This is a genomic window from Mesorhizobium sp. M1329, assembly GCF_040318035.1.
GTDB lineage: Bacteria > Pseudomonadota > Alphaproteobacteria > Rhizobiales > Rhizobiaceae > Mesorhizobium.
Genome location: NZ_JAMYLN010000009.1, coordinates 103,118 through 119,141, shown reverse-complemented (window position 1 = coordinate 119,141; position 16,024 = coordinate 103,118). Strand labels below are relative to the sequence as shown.

The 16,024-nt window shown below is 62.8% G+C and carries 13 protein-coding genes; 8 read left to right on the top strand and 5 right to left on the bottom strand.

The window, feature by feature from the left end; all coding sequences use genetic code 11:
- The first annotated feature begins 284 nt into the window (after positions 1-284).
- Both NKH21_RS11795 and gltX read left to right on the top strand, forming a co-directional pair.
- Positions 285-2,090 carry an ABC transporter ATP-binding protein gene (locus NKH21_RS11795; protein ID WP_352865031.1) on the top strand — a complete coding sequence of 602 codons (1,806 nt, stop codon included), beginning with the start codon at positions 285-287 and terminating at the stop codon, positions 2,088-2,090.
- 133 nt (positions 2,091-2,223) lie between these two features.
- The gene (gene gltX, locus NKH21_RS11790) at positions 2,224-3,597 is read left to right on the top strand and encodes a glutamate--tRNA ligase (protein ID WP_352865029.1); all 1,374 of its coding nucleotides are present in this window, start codon (positions 2,224-2,226) and stop codon (positions 3,595-3,597) included.
- Here gltX and NKH21_RS11785 read toward each other — a convergent pair.
- On the bottom strand, positions 3,515-4,708 hold the full coding sequence (locus NKH21_RS11785) for a DUF2865 domain-containing protein (protein WP_352666469.1): 1,194 nt from the start codon (positions 4,706-4,708) through the stop codon (positions 3,515-3,517). The two genes, gltX and NKH21_RS11785, sit on opposite strands and share 83 nt — an antisense overlap.
- 266 nt (positions 4,709-4,974) lie before the next feature.
- Between NKH21_RS11785 and NKH21_RS11780 the strand changes: the two genes are divergently transcribed.
- Positions 4,975-5,595, top strand: coding sequence for a DUF1287 domain-containing protein (locus NKH21_RS11780; RefSeq protein WP_352666470.1), 621 nt, complete (start codon positions 4,975-4,977; stop codon positions 5,593-5,595).
- Positions 5,596-5,607: 12 nt separating this feature from the next.
- Here NKH21_RS11780 and NKH21_RS11775 read toward each other — a convergent pair whose 3' ends face one another.
- From NKH21_RS11775 to NKH21_RS11765, 3 genes are all read right to left on the bottom strand, one after another.
- The gene (locus NKH21_RS11775) at positions 5,608-7,932 is read right to left on the bottom strand and encodes an NADP-dependent malic enzyme (protein ID WP_352666471.1); all 2,325 of its coding nucleotides are present in this window, start codon (positions 7,930-7,932) and stop codon (positions 5,608-5,610) included.
- Between the two features lie 200 nt (positions 7,933-8,132).
- Positions 8,133-8,510 (bottom strand): hypothetical protein, encoded by a 378-nt coding sequence (locus tag NKH21_RS11770; protein WP_352666473.1) that lies wholly within the window; start codon positions 8,508-8,510, stop codon positions 8,133-8,135.
- Between the two features lie 20 nt (positions 8,511-8,530).
- On the bottom strand, positions 8,531-9,310 hold the full coding sequence (locus NKH21_RS11765) for an SDR family oxidoreductase (protein WP_352666474.1): 780 nt from the start codon (positions 9,308-9,310) through the stop codon (positions 8,531-8,533).
- Between the two features lie 119 nt (positions 9,311-9,429).
- Here NKH21_RS11765 and NKH21_RS11760 point away from each other — a divergent pair, with 119 nt between their 5' ends.
- Positions 9,430-10,251 (top strand): UDP-2,3-diacylglucosamine diphosphatase, encoded by an 822-nt coding sequence (locus NKH21_RS11760; RefSeq protein ID WP_352666476.1) that lies wholly within the window; start codon positions 9,430-9,432, stop codon positions 10,249-10,251.
- Positions 10,252-10,378: 127 nt separating this feature from the next.
- Positions 10,379-11,596 (top strand): MFS transporter, encoded by a 1,218-nt coding sequence (locus NKH21_RS11755; RefSeq protein ID WP_352865025.1) that lies wholly within the window; start codon positions 10,379-10,381, stop codon positions 11,594-11,596.
- Here the strand turns inward: NKH21_RS11755 and dgcA are convergent.
- A complete protein-coding gene (gene dgcA, locus NKH21_RS11750) occupies positions 11,567-12,550 on the bottom strand; it encodes an N-acetyl-D-Glu racemase DgcA (RefSeq protein ID WP_352865022.1) in 984 nt (327 codons plus the stop codon). The genes NKH21_RS11755 and dgcA overlap by 30 nt on opposite strands.
- Positions 12,551-12,628: 78 nt before the next feature.
- On the opposite strand from dgcA, the gene NKH21_RS11745 reads away from it, so the two are divergent.
- Genes NKH21_RS11745 through NKH21_RS11735 form a run of 3 tightly spaced genes read left to right on the top strand, consistent with a single transcriptional unit; the run spans position 12,629 to position 16,020 of the window.
- Complete coding sequence (locus NKH21_RS11745; protein ID WP_352666481.1) at positions 12,629-13,813, top strand: ABC transporter permease; 1,185 nt, start codon at positions 12,629-12,631, stop codon at positions 13,811-13,813.
- A 1-nt stretch (position 13,814) separates the two neighbouring features.
- Positions 13,815-14,633 (top strand): ABC transporter ATP-binding protein, encoded by an 819-nt coding sequence (locus tag NKH21_RS11740; protein WP_352666483.1) that lies wholly within the window; start codon positions 13,815-13,817, stop codon positions 14,631-14,633.
- Positions 14,634-14,646: 13 nt separating this feature from the next.
- Positions 14,647-16,020 (top strand): MlaD family protein, encoded by a 1,374-nt coding sequence (locus tag NKH21_RS11735; protein WP_352666484.1) that lies wholly within the window; start codon positions 14,647-14,649, stop codon positions 16,018-16,020.
- Positions 16,021-16,024 lie beyond the last annotated feature (4 nt).

The following is a 16,024-nucleotide window of genomic DNA, read 5'->3' as shown; positions in this document are numbered from 1 at the left end:
CTCTATAAACGCCTCTCCGCGATTCTCCTTCAGGAGGAACCGAATGCCAGGATTTGACATCGTTATGCGAGGCCGCGAAGCCTAGGTCTTGGTCAGTGCGCCGCGAGATAGCCTCGCGGCAAGGCTGAACCGAGGGCAGGCATTTCGCCGCTGCCGGTCGCCGCCCCTCTACAGGGCCGCCAAATACGCCAAACCTCCGCATCTCCGGGCGCCAAACGGCGCCGACGCGGTTTTTTGAATTTCTACTTTCGTGGGATCGGGCTCGTTTGCGCCCGAATGACATCATGGCTCGTTTTCGAATAGATTTGCGCGCGGCCGCCTTCCGCAGCGTTCTTGGCTTCACGCTCAGCCATTGGCGGCGTCAGCCGTGGCGGCTTGCCGGCATTATGGGCACCTTCCTGCTGTCGACCTCGGCCGACGTGCTGACGCCGCTCTATTCCGGCCGGCTGGTGGATGCCGTCGCCAGCAGTGCTGCGGCCGACGATGTTGCGTGGAACGCGGCGACAGCGGCCTTTTCGATGCTGGTGGCCCTGGCGCTCACCGGTGTCGTGCTGCGCAATCTCGCCTTCATGGCCATTGTCGAGCTGACGTTGAAGATGATGGCGGATATCGCCGCCGACGCCTTCCACCGCGTCCAGCGCTTCTCCACCGACTGGCACGCCAACAGCTTCGCCGGATCGACGGTGCGCAAGATAACGCGCGGCATGTGGGCGCTCGACCTGCTCAACGACACGATCCTGATCGCGCTGCTGCCGTCGGTCGTCATGCTCGTCGGCTCGACGCTGCTGCTTGGCTGGTTCTGGCCGCTGATGGGTGCTGTCGTCGCCACCGGTTCGGTTCTGTTCATCGCGGTGACGGCGATGCTGTCGCTTGGCTATGTCGCGCCTGCGGCAAGGCTTGCCAATGCGTGGGATACACGGCTCGGCGGCTCGCTGGCCGATGCGGTGAGCTGCAACGCCGTGGTCAAGGGTTTTGGCGCCGAGGAACGCGAGGAGACACGGCTTGCCGAGGTCGTCGCCAAATGGCGCGGCCGCACGCGGCGCACCTGGGTGCGCGGCACCGTCAATGGCACCACGCAAGGCACGATGCTGCTGCTTTTGAGAGCAGCGGTCATCGGATTCTCCCTGCTGTTGTGGTCGTGGGGGCAGGCGAGCGCCGGCGACGTCGCCTTCGTGCTGACCTCATTCTTCGTGCTGCAAGGCTATCTGCGCGACATCGGCACGCATATTCGCAATCTGCAGCGCTCGATCAACGACATGGAGGAACTGGTCGACTTCCAGTCCGAACCGCTCGGCATCGAGGATCGGCCCGGCGCCAAACCGATCCGGATCACCGATGGCCGTATCACCTTCGACAATGTCACGTTCCATTATGGCAGCCACCGCTTGCCGCTCTATCGCGAGTTTTCGGTGGACATCGCGCCGGGCGAACGCGTCGGGCTGGTTGGCCATTCGGGCTCCGGCAAAACGACGTTCGTCAAGCTGATCCAGCGCCTCTATGACGTGACTGCGGGAAATGTCCTGATCGACGGCCAGGATATTGCCAATGTGGCGCAGGCGTCGCTGCGCGCACAGATCGCGATTGTCCAGCAGGAGCCGATCCTGTTTCACCGGTCGCTGGCCGAAAACATCGCCTATGCCCGGCCGAGCGCCACGCAGGTCGAGATCGAGCACGCGGCGCGGTTGGCCAGCGCGCATGACTTCATCGCCAATTTGCCGAAAGGCTATGGCACGCTGGTCGGCGAGCGTGGCGTAAAGCTGTCGGGTGGTGAGCGTCAGCGCGTTGCAATCGCACGCGCCTTCCTTGCCGATGCGCGCATTCTCATCCTCGACGAGGCAACGTCGAGCCTCGATTCGGAATCGGAGGTGCTGATTCAGCAGGCGATGGAGCGGTTGATGGTCGGCCGCACGACGCTGGTCATTGCCCACCGGCTGTCGACGGTGCGGGCGCTGGACAGGCTTTTGGTGTTCGATCGCGGCCGCATCGTCGAAGAGGGCTCGCATGACCAGCTAATCCGGCTGCAAGGCGGCATCTACCGCCGGCTGTTCGAACGCCAGGCGCTTGAACTGACCAAAGGCCTGGTGATCTGACGGCTACGGCGCCGCGTGTCTTGATAGACGCGCGGCGCTGCCGTCTTTTCTTCGCCTTCGTCATGTTCTATGTCTGCCGCGGAGCGCGGGGGCGCGTCTTGTCAACAGCAAAACCATCCGGTACGCCCCGCTCATGACAGTTACCGTCCGTTTCGCCCCGTCACCGACCGGCCGCATCCATATCGGCAATGCGCGCACCGCTTTGTTCAATTGGCTGTTCGCCATCAAGAACAAAGGCCGCTTTATCCAGCGCTTCGACGACACCGACGTCGCCCGTTCGACGCAGGAATTTTCCGACGCCATCCTTTACGACCTGCATTGGTTGGGCATCTTCCCCGATGCCACGGAGTATCAGTCGCGGCGGGTCGAAATCTACGATGCCGCACTGGAGAGGCTGAAGGAGGCCCGCCTCGTCTATGCGTGCTATGAGACGCCTGAAGAGCTCGACCTGAGGCGCAAGGTGCGCCGCACGCGTGGCTTGCCGCCAGTCTATGGCCGCGAGGCGCTGACGCTGGCACCCGAGCAGGTCGCGGAATATGAGGCCGATGGCCGGCGGCCGCACTGGCGCTTTCTGCTGCCCAACTTCAGCAGCGATCCGCTGCAGCCGGAGCGCACCGAAATCCACTGGAACGACCTGGTGCGCGGCGAAGAGACCGTAGACCTCGCCTCGCTTTCAGACCCGGTTCTGCGGCGTGAGGACGGCACCTACCTCTATACATTGCCTTCGGTTGTCGACGACATCGACATGGGCGTCAGCCATGTCATTCGCGGCGACGACCACGTCACCAATACCGGCGTCCAAATAGCCCTGTTCCGAGCACTTGGCGCGGAGCCGCCGGTGTTCGGCCATCACAATCTTCTGACAACAGCATCAGGCGAGGGGCTTTCCAAGCGCACCGGCGCGCTGTCCATCCAGAGCCTGCGCGAGAGCGGCATCGAGCCAATGGCGGTCGCTTCGCTGGCGGTGCTCGTCGGTACCTCGGAAAACGTCGTGGCGGTGCCGACGATGGCTGAACTTGCCGAGCGCTTCGATCCGGCGGCAACATCGAAATCCGCCGCCAAATTCGATCCGGACGAGCTCTTCGTGCTCAACCGGACGCTGCTGCACCACATGCCGTTTTCCGAGGCGCGCGACCGGCTGATCGTGCTCGGCATCTCTGGCGAACAGGCCGAGCCTTTCTGGCTGGCGGTGCGCGGCAATCTCGACAGGCTGGCCGATGCGGCGATCTGGTGGCGTACGCTTCGAGACGGTCCAGAGGAGCCGGCGGAGTTTTCTGACGATGACCGCGACTTTCTTCGCCAGGCGTTCGAACTGCTGCCGGAGGAGCCTTGGAACGGCACGGTCTGGAAGGACTGGACCGGCAAGATCCGAGCGGCGAGCGGCCGCAAGGGCAAGGCGCTATTCATGCCGCTCAGGCTGGCGCTTACGGGACAGCCTTCGGGTCCGGAGCTTGCAGATCTGTTGCCGCTGCTGGGTCGGGAAGGAACGTTGGCCCGACGACCCTGACCTTGCGCTGCTCAGGCGGCGGCAACGATGTCGGCGAGGGCACAGGTTTGGCGGCAAGCCGTCTGATCGCCTCGCGGTCTAGGCCGCCCTCCGAATTGGCCAAGGTCTCCGGGTCGGCGCCCGCATCAGGCCTGGCAACCGGCAGCGGAATGAACGGAGTGGCCCCCACGTTCGCTTCGGATTGTTCCGGGCTGGGCGGGGGCGGGTTGCCGGCGATGATTTCGAAATTCTGCGCGGCGTTGCAGCCGCAGGCCGGCGGCCGCGGCATGTCGGACTGCTTGTAGAGGTAGGCGGTCGGCAGTTCGATATAAGGCCTGCCGGTCACCGAAGACGTCATGGACGCCGAATCACTGTTCATGCCGCGCGTGTAGAAAACCTGCATCTCGGTGCCGGGGCAGCTCGATTCGCAATTCTTCTGATCGCGCTCGAAATCGCCCAGCGAGGCAGCATTCGACATCGGGAAGAAATAGCCGTCGCAGGTCCGCACGCACATAGTGCGGAATTCGCCTCGCGGCTGGCCCAACTCATCGGCGTTGTTGAGCACGGTGCGGATGTTGCGCGGCTGACTTAGTTCTTCAGCCTGGTCGGGCTCTTCGGGCTGGCTGCCCAAAAGCTGGTCAAGCAGGTTTCGGTTGCCGTTTTCACGGCTGGCTTCGCGGACCGGCGCGCGCGTCCGCGCCGCCGCATCATCGCGGCAGCCATTGGCATCAAGCAAGGTCAATATGCGCGCGCGATCGCGTCGCGAACCACCGCCGGCAAGATCGGCGCGCTTGGCCTGCAGGGCGTCGAGATTGGCTGCCATGCGATTGATGGTGGCGTCGAGTGCTGCGCATGTGTTGGCGTTGCGGCGAGACAGCGAAAAGCCGCAGCCGGCGCTGCTGGACTGGCTGACGGCCTTTGAAATCTGCTGGCGCTGCCGGACGATCGCGTCGTCATATTTCCTGAGCAAGGCCGGTTTGCCGCCGCCACCACGAGAAGCGGCGGCAAGATCGGCTTCAAGCTGGCGGCAGAGGCGCGAAGCGGCTTGCGCCTGAGTGACGGCAATGCCGCACAGTAGCAGGGCGCCGAGCAGCGCGGCGGCCCGCGTCAGCTTCCAACTTGCGCCCGTCATCCCTCCGAAACTCCGCCTGCCTATCGTTCAGAAAGCTACCGCGCTTGCGGTTAACCGTTTGTTTAGCATACCGCCGATTCCGGCTTCAGCCCAAATGCGCGATGGCTTAGGCCTGTGCGCGGCTTCGACCACGACCAATGCTGTCATATTGACCACGCCCCGCGACGTATTCGGACCGAGCCAGAACGGCGACATCCTGGCGTTGCACGAAAAAGGCGTATTCGCCCCGAAGAATGCCTGGATTCAGTAGCGCCCGGAGGCTTGGCATGACCGCGATTACCCGTCGAGCCGCGGTGCAATTTGGTCTTTTGTGCCTGGCGATGCCGGTCGCCATGGCGCAGGAAAAGCCCGTCACGCCGGACTGGGGCACCAAATTGGTCGAAGCTGCCCGTGAGCAGATCGGCGTCACCACGCTCTACGATCCGACCTATACACGCCTGGCCTATCCGGGAGGGGACGTTGAGCCCGAGCGGGGGGTGTGCACGGATGTCGTGATCCGTGCCTATCGCCGCGCCTTCGATCTCGACCTGCAAAAATTGGTACATGAGGATATGCGGGCCAATTTTGCCGCCTATCCGAAGGCTTGGGGCTTGAAAGCACCGGACCGCAACATCGATCACCGCCGTGTGCCCAATCTTGCGGTCTATTTCGAGCGGCGCGGTGCCGCCTTGCCCGTCAGCCAAGACCCCGCCGACTATCGGCCTGGGGATCTCGTCGCCCAGATGCTGCCCGGCAATCTGTCGCATATTGCCATCGTATCGTCCAATCACTCCACTGTGGTGCCGACAAGAAGGCTGGTTATTCACAATATCGGCGGCGGCGCCAGGGAAGAGGACACTTTGTTTGCCTTCAGGCAGACAGGGCATTTCCGGTTCAAGCCAGTCTGAGAAAGCCCATGGCTAGCCCAGTTCAACGATTGCCTGCGCCTTGTGCGCGGCTTCGACCACGGCCAGTGCGGTCATGTTGACGACGCCGCGCGACGTGACTGACGGCGTCAATATGTGCGCCGGGCTGTCGGTGCCGAGCAGGATCGGGCCGACATGCAGCGCGTCCATCATCGTGCGCAGTGCCGTCAGCGTGATGTTCGCCGAATCGAGATTGGGAAACACCAGCAGATTGGCTTCGCCCTTCAGCCGCGAATGCGGATAGACGCGTTGGCGCAGCTGTTCCGACAGTGCCGAGTCGGCATGCATCTCGCCGTCGCATTGCAGGTCGGGTGCGATGCGCGCCAGGATCGCTGCCGCTTGCCGCATCTTCATGGCGCTTGGCGAATCGCGGGAGCCGAAATCCGAATGCGACAGCAGCGCTGCCTTGGGCTCGATGCCGAAACGCTGAATCTCCTCGGCCGCCAAAACGGTCATCTCGGCAATCTCCTCGGCGGTCGGATCGACGGAGACATGGGTATCGGTAAGGAAAATGATGCCGCGCTGCGAAATCAGCATGGAAAGCGTCGACAGGTCGCGATCCCTAATGCCGGCGCGCGGCCCGATGATCAGCGTGACGTTGCGCAGATGGCGCTCGAAACGGCCTTCGAGGCCGCAGACCATGGCGTCGGCGTCGCCGCGCTTCAGGGCAAGGGCGGCGATCACCGTGTTGTCGGTGCGCACCATGGTGCGCGCCGCTTCCGTCGTCACCCCACGCCGGCCGGCAAGCTCGATCAAGAGATCGACATAATGGCGGTAACGCGGATCGTCTTCCGGGTTGATCAAACCGAAATCGACGCCCGGCTTGATGCGCAGCCCATAGCGTTTCAACCGCACCTCGATGACATGCGGGCGGCCGATCAGGATCGGTTCGGCAATGCCTTCCTCGAGCACGACTTGCGCGGCGCGAAGCACGCGCTCGTCCTCGCCGTCGGCATAAATGACGCGCTTGGCGCTCGACGTCTTGGCCATCGAGAACACCGGCTTCATGACCAGGCCGGAGCGGAAGACGAAGCGGTTCAGCTTGTCGATATAGGCGGCGAAATCGGTGATCGGCCGGGTCGCGACGCCGGTCTCGCAGGCTGCCTTGGCGACGGCAGGGGCGATGCGCAGGATCAGCCGCGGATCGAAAGGTGACGGGATCAGGAAGTCCGGACCGAAGATCGGCGTCTCGCCGGAATAGGCACGCGCGGCAACGTCGGATGGCTCTTCGCGGGCAAGCGCTGCAATCGCTCGCACGGCGGCCATTTTCATCTCTTCGTTGATGGCGCTTGCGCCGCAATCCAGGGCACCACGGAAGATGTAAGGAAAACAGAGTACGTTATTGACTTGATTGGGGAAATCGGAGCGGCCGGTGCAGATCATCGCGTCGGGTCGCGCCGCCCGTGCCGCTTCTGGCATGATCTCGGGATTGGGATTGGCCAGCGCCAGGATCAGCGGCTTGGGCGCCATGTGATGGAGCAGTTCCGGTTTCAGCACGCCAGCGGCAGACAGGCCGAGAAACACGTCGGCGCCGGGCAGAACGTCGGCCAGCGTACGCGCCTCGGTCTCCTTCACATAGGGGTCTTTCCAGCGATCCATCTCCTCGACGCGGCCCTTATGGGCGACGCCGAACCGGTCGGTGACCCAGATGTTTTCGACCCGCGCGCCGAGCGAGACCAGAAGGTTGAGGCACGCAAGCGCCGCAGCGCCGGCGCCCGACGTGACGATCTTGATGTCGGATATGGACTTGCCGGCGAATTCCAGCCCGTTAAGCACAGCGGCGGCGACGATGATGGCGGTACCGTGCTGGTCGTCATGAAAGACCGGTATGCCCATGCGGGCTTTCAACTGCTCCTCGACTTCGAAGCATTCGGGCGCCTTGATGTCTTCCAGGTTGATGCCGCCGAAGGTTGGTTCCAGCGCCGAGATCGTCTCGACCATGCGCTCGATGCCGGGTGCATCGATCTCGATGTCGAAGACATCGATGCCGGCGAACTTCTTGAACAGCACCGCCTTGCCTTCCATCACCGGCTTGGAGGCGAGCGGACCGATATTGCCAAGGCCCAGCACCGCCGAACCGTTGGTGACAACGCCGACAAGATTGGCGCGGGCTGTATAATCGGCGGCGGTTGCCGGGTCGTCGCGGATTTCAAGGCAGGGGGCGGCGACCCCCGGCGAATAGGCAAGCGCCAGGTCGCGCTGGTTGCCGAGCGGCTTCGTCGCCTGGATTTCAAGCTTTCCGGGACGGGGGTGCTTATGGAAATAGAGCGCTGCTTCGTCGAGGTCGGATCGGGCCGCCTTCTTGCTTTCGCCTGTCATGACGGCCGCCTCCTCAGTTCAGTCCGTTTGGTGTTTTGAGTCTCTTAGCATGCAGCCGAGGCTTTTCGAGAGGTGATATGTCGCAAGCGCGAGCTTATCGCTTTGGATCGCCGCCCGGCCTGTGTCTGACACTGAAGTGTCGGGACGGCAGGCGGGGGTGCCGCGGCGAGCTATGCCGCCGTCCTGTTCCAAAGCGGGCATTACTTTCCCGTCGAAAGGCGGCTCCGCAGGGCTTGCACATCTTCTCGCGAAAGGGGCGCGCTCTCGTCTGACAGGAAGAACAAAGCCTCCGAGACACCATCGTCCGCAAAGTTGAAGTCGTCGCTCATTATCAGTGCATCGGCGATGTAGGCAGCCGCTTGGACCGGCAGGATGCCGTCGGCCAGCCGACTAAGCAGCACGTCCACATGTTGACGATTAACGATCGTATCTGGTCCGTCAGTGATGATGACATGCCCCACGCAGCCAGGCGTAGTCGAGGCGGTCGCGCACTCGGTCACTTCGGTTTCGATCTCCTGCCAAAGTTCGTCGGCTGGTTTCTCGCCGTTGAGGAAGGATATGAGGGACGAATGTTGCATTGCGACCTTGTACTCCACCGCTAGAACGCGCTGACGTAGAGGCCGCCATCCACCGGTATGTTCTGCCCGGTCAGGTAACCGGCATGAACCGAGCACAGGAAGGCGCAGATCTGGCCGAATTCCTCCGGCGTGCCGAGTCGCTTGGCCGGAACATTGGCCGCGGCCTTGGCCTTGCGCGAGGCAGCGGCGGCCGGATCTTCGGGCGTGCCGGCCTCGTGCGGGCCGCGCAGCCGGTCGGTATCGAGTTTTCCCGGCAGCATGTTGTTGATCGTTACATTGCGGTCGATCACCGTCCGCGCGACGCCGGCCAGGAACGAAGTGAGGCCGGCGCGGGCGCCGGACGACAGGTCGAGGCCGGGGATAGGCACATAGACCGACAGCGAGGTGATGTTGACGATGCGGCCGAAGCCGCGCGCCGCCATGCCGTCGATTACCGCCTGAACCAGCTCGACAGGGGTCACCATGTTCTGGGTGACGCCTTCGAGGATCTTTGCCCGGTCGAGCGCGCGGAAATCGCGAAACGGCGGACCGCCATTGTTGTTGACGAGGATGTCGGGATCGGGGCAGGCGGCAAGCAGCGCCTTCTGGACGTCGGGGTTGGATACGTCGCCAACAATCTCGGTCACCTTGACGCCGAATTTCTCGCGCAGCTCGGCGGCGGTTTTGGCCAGCACGTCGGCGTTGCGGCCGTTGACGACAAGATCGCAGCCTGCCTCCGCCAGCGCCATGGCGCAGCCGCGCCCCAAGCCTTTGCTCGAAGCGCAGACGATGGCCTTCTTGCCGCGAATGCCGAGATCCATGGTGATTTTCTCCTCTGATTGCCGCGGCAACGTATCCGGATGGCTGGACCAATCGCAACCGTCATACGGTTGTTGCATGAATCGGGGCATAGCCTCACCGAAAGCAACGGTGACAAATAATGTCCGGCGCAGAGCCCCGCACTTTCCGCAGCATGTTCATCTCCGACGTCCATCTCGGATCGAAGGCGGCGAAGGCCGAGTTCCTGATCGATTTCCTGCGCCATCACGATGCCGATATCATCTATCTCGTCGGCGACATCGTCGACGGCTGGCGCTTGAGACGGAGCTGGCATTGGCCGCAGAGCCACAATGACGTCGTCCAGAAGTTGCTGCGCAAGGCGCGCAAGGGCGCCAACATCACCTACATCGCCGGCAATCACGACGAGTTCGCGCGCCAATTCCAGGGCGTTCATTTCGGCGGCATCGTCGTCGCCGACCGCGCCATCCATGAGACCGCCGATGGCAAACGCCTTCTTGTCATCCATGGTGACCAGTTCGACACCGTCGTCCACAATGCGCGCTGGCTCGCCTATCTCGGCGACTATGCCTATGACGCGGCGATGCTGGTCAACCGCGTCATCACGCGCCTGCGCCAAGTGCTCGGCCTGCCTTACTGGTCGTTCTCGTCCTGGGCCAAGGTCAAGGTCAAGAAGGCGGTGAACTTCATCGGCTCGTTCCAGACCGTGCTGACCGAGGAGGCGCGCCGCTCGCATGTCGACGGCGTGATCTGCGGGCACATCCACCATGCCGCGATCGAAAGCTACGAGGACGTGCAATACATCAACACCGGCGATTGGGTGGAGAGCTGCACGGCGGTGGTCGAGCATTTTGACGGCCGGATGGAGATCCTGCACTGGGCGCATGTCCTTCCGGAGGCTCCGGTCGGCAGCGAGGTGCTCGTGCCGATCGACATCAAGGGCAGGGCAGTCCAGGCGGCTTGACCAAATCCGGCCGCATCTCGCTTTAATCGGTTAGTCCAGCGGTTTCATCGACTTTTTCGCCGTGTTAAGCAGCGGCAGGTGTGGCGGGCCGACCCGGCTGAATGCCGTGCCGACGGATCGCCTGTTAATGTCCTCGCTGCCGCCGCTTTCGCCCGAACAGCTCGTCAAGCCACGCCATTTCGAACTGCGCATGAGCTTGATCTTCTTCACGCTCTTCGTTCCGCTCGGGACGCATGTGCCGTATTTCCCGCTGTGGCTGCAGGCGAAGGGGTTCCACGCCGAGCAGATAGCCGTGATCCTCGCCGCGCCGATGTTCCTGCGCGTGGCGACGACGCCTTTTCTTACCGCTCTGGCAGACAAAGCGAGCGACCGCGCCAATGTCTATGTTGCGCTGGTCGCCGCATCGTTGATCCTGTCCGCCGGCTACTTCCTGCCGCCGACCTACGCAATGGTACTTGCCGTATCCCTGGCGCTGACGGTCGTCTGGACGCCGCATTCGCCGATTGCCGATTCGCTCGCCCTTTCAGGTGTCCGCCGCTTCGGCTCGAATTACGCAAGCATGCGCAAATGGGGCTCGATCTCATATCTCTGCGCCAATCTCGCCGGCGGTTTCATCCTCTCGGCAAGCGGTGCCCAGGCTGTCCCGGTGATTATCTTCGCGGCGCTGTGTGCCGCGCTGGCCGCCGGACTGATCGCGCCGCGCCTCGGCCGTCCGCGCCGCGCCTCGCCGCTTTCGGCCGCCGATATGCAGCAATCGGCACCGAAACTCCTCAACCGGTACTTCCTCTATTTTTCGACAGGAGTCGGCGTCATCACCGCCAGCCACGCATTTCTCTACGGCTTCGTGTCGATCTACTGGAAGTCGATCGGCATCAGCGATTCGGTTGTCGGGCTGCTGTGGGGGTGGGGCGTCGTCGCCGAGATATGCATGTTCGTCGTCTTCACCCGGGCTTTCGCCTCCTTCTCGGTTGTCTCGATCATGCTGATTGCCGGGACAGGCGCGATCGTGCGCTGGATTGCTTTCCCTCTGATCTGGCCGCTTGGGCTTGGCGTTGGCGGGTTTTTCGCGATCCAGACACTGCACGCGCTTTCGGTGGCGCTCGTGCTGATCGGCCTGCAAAAGATGATCGGTGAGACAATCGCGGAAGAACGCACCGGGGCGGCGCAAGGCATCGCCTATTTCTCCAACGGCTTCTTCATGGCCGTGGCGACACTGATTTCAGGTCCTCTTTACGATCGCTTCGGCGCACACGGCTTTTTTGCCATGATCCCGATCGCCCTGACGGGCCTGGTGCTGATCGGACTTGCGGCGCGTTCAGCCCCACAGCGCCGGCTCGGGCGGTGACACCAGCGAACCCTGGTAGACGAGACCTGGAACGCGGTCGCGGGCCAACAGCAACGGACCATCGAGATCGACGAAATCGGCACCCTGCGCCAACAGCACGGCCGGCGCCATCGCAAGCGATGTACCGACCATGCAGCCGACCATGACGCCAAGACCCAGTTCGCGGGCGCGGTCGCGAAGCACGAGTGCAGCGGTCAGGCCACCCGATTTGTCGAGCTTGATGTTGACGGCGTCGTAAAGGCCGACAAGCGCTTCAAGGTCCTTCGCCTCGTGCACGCTTTCGTCGGCACAGATCGGCACCGGATGCGCGATGTGGCGAAGAATACCGTCATGTCCCGCCGGCAGCGGCTGTTCGATCAAGGCGATACCGTGCTCGGCGGCAAAGGCGAGGTTTGCGACGATATTGCCGTCATTCCAGCCCTCATTGGCGTCGAGAATGATTCGGCTGTCGGGTGCTGCGGCCGTCACTGCACGGATGCGGGCGATGTCGTTGTCGCCGCCGATCTTGACCTTGAGCAGCGGGCGCTGGGCGTTGGCGCGGGCTTGCGCCGCCATCGCCTCCGGCTCGGCGAGCGACAATGTATACGCCGTCTCAAGCACCCGTAACGGAACGGTTCGTATCGTATGCGCCACCGGCGTTCCGCTGATCTTCGCTTCCAGGTCCCAGAGCGCGCAGTCGATGGCGTTGCGTGCCGCACCCGCATGCATGGCATCGAGCAGGGCGATGCGGCTGATGCCGCGCGCGATCTCGCTGCGCATCGCCTCGATCGCGTCACGCACACCCTCCATGGTCTCGCCATAGCGCTTGTAAGGGACGCATTCGCCGCGCCCTGTCTGGCCGTTTTCGGCAATGGCGCAGGAAATCACCTCAGCTTCGGTCTTCGAGCCGCGCGAAATAGTGAAAGTTCCGGCGATGGGAAAGCGCTCGGCCTCGACCGAAATGACACGCGCCATATTTTTCTGCTCCGGCTGTGCAACAAGGAGGATGTCGGCAAATCGACAGGTCGGCCCCGTCAGGCTAAACAGGACGCCATGTTGACCATCCGCAAACGCGACGCAAGCGGCCCTGCCAAGGAGCCCGACCACCAGCCGCGCGTCGCGATCGGCGAGGAGGGCGGTGTTCTCGGCTGCGTTTTCTCGGGAACCTGGACGACACGCACCGTGGCTCTGGTCGATGCCGAGATGCGCAAGATCGAGAAGCGCAGCGGCTTCAAGACGCTGGCGCTCGACCTTTCAAAAATCGAGAAGATGGACACTGCCGGGGCGTGGCTGATCGACCGCCTGGTTAGCAGCTTCGAAAAGAAGGGCGTCGAGATCACGATGCAGGGGCAAAGCGAGATCGCCTCGATCCTGCTTGGCGCCGTCGGGGATGCCGTTCGACGGGAGCCCGAATCAGGTCCGGCAAAGCCGCCCAACTTCATCGTTCGTGGGCTCGAGGCGGTTGGCCGGCGTGTTTATGAGATGCGCGACGATTTCCTGGCCGCAATGAACATCCTCGGCGCCACGATACGCGGCTCGCAGATGAAGCTTGGGCGCGGCCATGGCGTCAATATGGCGGCGATCTTCAACCAGATCGATCGCATGGGCGTCGGCGCCATACCAGTGGTGGTGCTGATGTCGGCTATCGTTGGCGCAATCGTTGCCCAGCAAGGCGCCTATCAGCTCAGCTATTTCGGCGCCGACATCTTCGTCGTCGACCTGGTCGGCGTGCTGATCCTGCGCGAGCTCGGCGTGCTGATGACGGCGATCATGATCGCCGGCCGCTCCGGTAGCGCGATCACCGCCGAGATCGGCTCGATGAAAATGCGCGAGGAGGTCGATGCGCTGAAGGTCATTGGCCTCAATCCCATCGGCGTGCTGGTGTTTCCGCGGTTGGTCGCGCTGGTGATCGCACTGCCTTGCCTGACGATCATCGCCAACTTTGCCGCGCTCGGCGGCGGCATTCTGGCTGCATGGCTCTACTCCGATATTGCACCGGCAGCGTTCATCGACCGGCTACGTGTCGCAATCGACCTCAGCACCATCTTTGCCGGCCTGATCAAGGCGCCGTTCATGGCCATGATCATCGGCATAATTGCCTCGGTCGAGGGCATGAAGGTTGGCGGCAGCGCCGAATCGCTTGGCCAGCATGTGACCGCCTCAGTGGTGAAGTCGATCTTCGTGGTCATTATCCTCGACGGGCTTTTCGCCATGTTCTATGCAGCGATCGAGTTCTGACATGGCGCTGCCGGGCACAAACACGACCAAGGTGGCCGAGAAAGCCAAAGAAGACGAGATCGTGCTGTCGGCGCACGACATCACGGTGTCGTTCGCCGACCAGGTCGTTCTCGACAAATTGTCGCTCGATATCTGGCGCGGGGAGATTCTCGGCTTCGTCGGTGCCTCGGGTGCCGGCAAATCTGTTCTCTTGCGCACCATCCTTGGCTTGACGCGCAAGCAATCGGGAACAATCAAACTGTTCGGCGTCGACGTCGAGAAGGCAACCGAAAGGGAGCGCCTTCGCATCGACATGCGGCTCGGCGTGCTGTTCCAGCATGGCGCCCTTTTTTCAGCGCTGACGGTCCTCGAAAACGTTCAGGTGCCGATGCGCGAATATCTCGATTTGCCGAAGAAGCTGATGGACGAACTTGCCATGCTCAAGGTCGAGCTGGTCGGACTGCCTCCGGATGCGGCGCAAAAATTCCCCTCCGAGCTCTCAGGCGGCATGATCAAGCGTGCTGCGCTGGCGCGCGCCCTGGCGCTCGATCCGGATATCGTTTTCCTCGACGAGCCGACGTCCGGGCTTGATCCGATCAGTGCGGCTGAGTTCGACGAATTGGTCGTCAAGCTGCGCGATACGATGGATTTGACCGTGTATATGGTCACGCACGATCTCGACACGCTGTTTACGGCGTGCGACCGCGTGGCGGTGCTTGGCAACAAGAAAGTGCTGGTCGAGGGCACGATCGACGACATGCTCAGGAGCGAGGAACCCTGGGTAAAATCCTATTTCCGCGGAAAACGCGCCCGGCAACTTGATCTTGCGGCGCGCGCATAGCCATAAGTGAGCAATGGAAACCAGGGCCAACTACGTCATTGTCGGCATTTTCACGCTGGCCGCGATCCTCGCGGCTTTCGCTTTCGTCTATTGGACGGCGGCAATCGGCGAAAAGGGTGAGACGACGGTGCTGCGCGTGCGCATTCCAGGCTCCGCTTCGGGGCTCGGTCGTGGCAGCTTCGTGCTGTTCAACGGCGTCAAAGTCGGCGACGTGCGCCGTGTCTATATCGACGTCGACAATCCGACCGCTGCCATCGCCGACACCGAAATAGACCGGAATACGCCTATCACCAAGTCGACGCAGGCCGATATCGGGCTTGCCGGCCTCACCGGCCAGGCCAACATCGAGCTCAAGGGCGCCGACCCCAAGGAGCCAAAACTCCTCGACGAGGCGGAAAAGGAAGGCCGTGTCGCCGAGATCGTTGCCAACCCGTCGGCGGTCACCAACCTGCTGCAGACGGCGCAGAACATCTTCACCCGCGCCGACAAGGTCCTTTCGGAGCTCGAAGGCTTCACCAAGGATGTTCGCGGGCCGCTGACGCAGACCGTCACCAATGTCCAGACCTTCTCCGACGCACTGGCCAGGAATGCGGACGGCGTCGACAAGTTCCTGGCCAGCGTCAGCTCGCTGGCGGACGAACTGAAGGGTGTTTCGGGCAAGCTCGACGGCACGCTGAAGGCGGCGGAAGGGCTACTCAACGCCGTCGACAAGGACCAGATCAAGAGCATCGTCGCCAACGTCGACACGGTCACCGCTAATCTCAAGGAAACCAGCAAGCAGTTCGACACGGTCATCAAGAACGTCGACACGGCGGTCGGCTCGATCAACGACTTCGCCCAGAAGACGCAAGGCACGCTGGCCAAGGTCGACGGCGTTCTCGACGGCATCGATCCGGCTGAGGTTCGCACCGCGCTGGCCAATATCCAGAAGGCCAGTGAAAACGCCAACGAGGCTGCCGCCGACATCGCCAAGGTGACCAACAAGTTCGCCAACCGAGCCGACGACATCGACGAAACCATCAAAGACGCGCACCAGCTCGCAGGACGCCTCAACGATGCCTCGGTGCGAGTCGACGGTATCCTTGCCAAGGTCGACAAACTGCTCGGCTCCGGCCAGGCCGACGGCGTCATGGCCGACGCGAGAGCGACGCTGAGATCATTCAAGCAGGTCGCCGATACGCTGAACGCCCGCCTCGGTACCATCACCGACAATCTGGCGCGATTCTCGGGACAGGGGCTGCAAAACGTCGAAGCGCTGGTCCAGGACAGCCGTCGTTCGATCACCCGCATCGAAGAGGCGGTAACCGATCTCAGCCGCAACCCACAACGGATCTTGTCCGGCGGCGAGGGCGAGGTCCGGCAGTTCGACGGCAGGGTGCGCCGTTGACTTC